Origin of the sequence: Propionivibrio sp. (assembly GCF_029255185.1) — a bacterium.
Classification (GTDB): Bacteria; Pseudomonadota; Gammaproteobacteria; order Burkholderiales; family Rhodocyclaceae; genus Propionivibrio.
Window position 1 is genome coordinate 1 of the sequence record NZ_JAPUVO010000020.1, and the last position, 2,875, is coordinate 2,875.

4 protein-coding genes are annotated in these 2,875 nt (G+C 61.7%); 3 read left to right on the plus strand and 1 reads right to left on the minus strand.

Annotated elements, in window-relative coordinates:
- The 3 genes from Q1J43_RS00235 to Q1J43_RS00245 form a co-directional block, all read left to right on the plus strand.
- Positions 1 to 438 (plus strand): NAD(P)H-dependent glycerol-3-phosphate dehydrogenase (locus Q1J43_RS00235; protein ID WP_366141807.1); only part of this gene is annotated, 438 nt, incomplete at its 5' end.
- A gap of 2 nt (positions 439 to 440) precedes the next feature.
- A complete protein-coding gene (locus tag Q1J43_RS00240; RefSeq protein ID WP_301100275.1) occupies positions 441 to 848 on the plus strand; it encodes an EVE domain-containing protein in 408 nt (135 codons plus the stop codon).
- A gap of 202 nt (positions 849 to 1,050) precedes the next feature.
- A complete protein-coding gene (locus Q1J43_RS00245) occupies positions 1,051 to 1,743 on the plus strand; it encodes a hypothetical protein (RefSeq protein ID WP_301100273.1) in 693 nt (230 codons plus the stop codon).
- A 17-nt stretch (positions 1,744 to 1,760) separates the two neighbouring features.
- Here Q1J43_RS00245 and Q1J43_RS00250 read toward each other — a convergent pair.
- The coding region (locus Q1J43_RS00250) for a hypothetical protein (protein ID WP_301100274.1) at positions 1,761 to 2,875 on the minus strand (1,115 nt) is incomplete at its 5' end.

A 2,875-nucleotide genomic window follows, 5' to 3' on the forward strand; every position in this document is an offset into this window, starting at 1 on the left:
GCGATCAAGAACGTGCTGGCGGTGGCCTGCGGCATCGCGGCGGGGTGCGGCATGGGCGACAATGCCCGCGCCGCGCTCATTACCCGCGGGCTGGCCGAGATGATGCGTCTGGGCGTGGCGCTGGGTGGGCGGGCGGAAACGCTGATGGGGTTGTCGGGATTGGGCGATCTGGCGCTCACCTGCTCCAGTCCGCAATCGCGCAACATGTCGCTGGGCATGGCGCTGGGGCAGGGACAAAGGCTTCAGGATATTCTCGCGGGCCGTCACAGCGTCGCCGAAGGCGTGTTCACGGCGGCGGCGGCGGCGGCGCTGGCGCGGCAACATGGCATCGACATGCCGATCGTCATGGCGGTGGACGCAGTACTGAATCGCGGCGGCGCCGTTGACGCCACCATCGCCAGCCTGCTGGCGCGGCCCTTGCGGGCGGAGCGGGCGTGACGATGACCTTTTGGCTGATGAAATCCGAACCCGCCGCCTTTGCGTGGCAACAGCTGATGACCGACAAACGCGCCAAATGGGACGGGGTACGGAACCATCAGGCGGCCAACAACATGAAGGCGATGCAGCTGGGCGACGAGGCGTTTTTTTACCATTCCAACGAAGGGCTGGAGATCGTCGGCATCATGCGCATCACCAAGCGCGCCTATCCCGACGGCAGCGATCCCACGGGCCGCTTCGTCATGGTCGATGTCGCGCCGGTGCGGGCGTTAAAACATTCAGTAACGCTCAAAACCATCAAGGCCGATCCGTTGCTGCGCGGCATGGCGCTCGTCCGCCAATCCCGCCTCTCGGTCTCGCCGGTGACGGCGGCGGAATGGCGGCGGGTGCTGGAACTGTCGGAGGCGTGAGCGTTGTCAGGGGCGCACGGCGAAGATATTGGCCCAACATATTGATAACAAATATTATTCCGAGAAGGCCTGCAAAAGATGCCCTGACCTATGATGGGGGCAGGCACAAAAAACACAGCTGTTTTTATTGTTACTTTCACCATTCGCGGCTAAAATGCACTCAGAATTTAGGATAGCCGCCCGATTTTTTATGGAGAGTATTATGGATATACGCAAGGGTGCGAAGCGCTTTTACGCAGGCCTCAAACTTGCTGCAGTCGTCGCGGCGGGGGTGGCGACGGTACCCGTTCAGGCTGCCGATGAGCCGACCAATGGCGTGACCGCAGTGGCAGCTGCCGAAATGCCGAAAGTTTCGCAGGACGAGAAGGGTTTCTTTGTCGAGCATGGACTTTGGCGCGCTGTTGTCGGCCACGATGGTTTCATGGCCGCAAATCACAAGAGAACTATGGTGGGGCCAGACCCTGTGTCAAAGGAGCAATTCTTCGCGGCACTTGAAGGGCTTGCTCGCGGGAACCAAAAGTCAACTTTTGCTTCAGGTGTCGATCAACCCGCTTTCAAGCGCGCCCTTACAACGAGCCTTATCAATTTCAAGGCAGGGAATGAACGTCCCAGCGTATCGTCAATTAATTTGGCCCCGTCTGGTCGCGTCGTTATGAGCAACCACACGAAAGATGGCGTTTCAATTTTGGAGGACCAAGGCGGAACAATTGTTATGACTGGTCCGAAAAATCCCAGACTCGAGCAGGACGCAAAAGATGTCTGCAATCCTACAGCGCAGGCAAATGTTACGATTGGGAGAGGCATCGCGGACGGCAGCCCCGCTGTCGATGCCTTTTGTGCAGGGGTGGGTAAGATTAAAGGCTTAACAGGTCTAAAAATACAACCAAAGATGTAGTTCGCCCCGAACAAGCCTCAATTCACCCCATGCCCCCGCTCCCCGATCTTCATTTCGCTGGGGGCGAGGCCGGCGGTGGATTTGTATTTGTCCAAGGCCATCAACATCATATCCCGCACCAGATCAGGCGGCAGCTTGTTCCCTTTGGCAGCGTCGGGCGGCATTTGGGGATTTTGCATCAGCGAACCAAGCGTAGGGTTGTTCCTGGCCTCGGCGCCAGGAAGTGACAAGGCGGCGGGGGCGCTGGTCAGCGCGGCGATGTTGCGCGCTTCGTTCAAACTTACGGCTTTGGCGGATGGCTGCGGAGTCGCCTGATTGGCTTGTTGCACTGCAATACGCGCAGCATTTCGCATGGCGGGGCTGGTGTAGATTACATTGCCGATGCGCGACGCGTAGGTGCCATCGGCGTTCTGGGCCACCACCTGCGGCGCGGCCTGCAAGGGGCGATGCTGCGACGCAGCAACGTCCATGACGCCGCCGAACGGCGCTTTCGTCGTCGGCGGAGCGCTGGCGGTTTTGACGCCTTCCGTCGCGGCAGGGCTGGCGCTTGGCGGCGGCGCGGCCTGATCGGCTTGGGCCAGCATGGTGGGCGCGGGTTGCGCGCCGGAGGGCGGCGTCTGCTGATCCGAACCGAACAGCGCATCGGCCAGCATGACGTCCGGCGCTTGGCCGCTCTCCTGCTCGACGATGCCGCTGACGATCGCGCCGACGGCGCTGAAGGCCACGCTGCCGATCAATACGCCATACATGATGTCGCCCGCGATCCGCGCCACCGGCTTGATGGTGTCGTCGGTCAGTTCGCGGTAGATCGTGCCGACAACGGGGATATGCTGCAGCGGGTTCACCGTGTCCATGAAGTCGGCAAAGCTGAAATCGCTGTCTTCCTCCACGGCGGCGGCGCTGTGGTCGATGCGGGCGGAGGACAGGTCGGTTTGACCGGCGGCTTTATCGGGCGCTTTTGCGGCCTCGGTCGTGGCGGGCGGCGCGGCGGTTTGGGCGGCGGCAAGATGCTGCGCGAAGCTGGGCGCGTCGGCGGGCGCGGCAGGGTCGGGGCGGCGCAGAAAATCGCGCCCCGCGCCGGTGGTCGCGGCGCTTTGCCCAAGCAATAACGGATTGACGAAACTGGCCATGA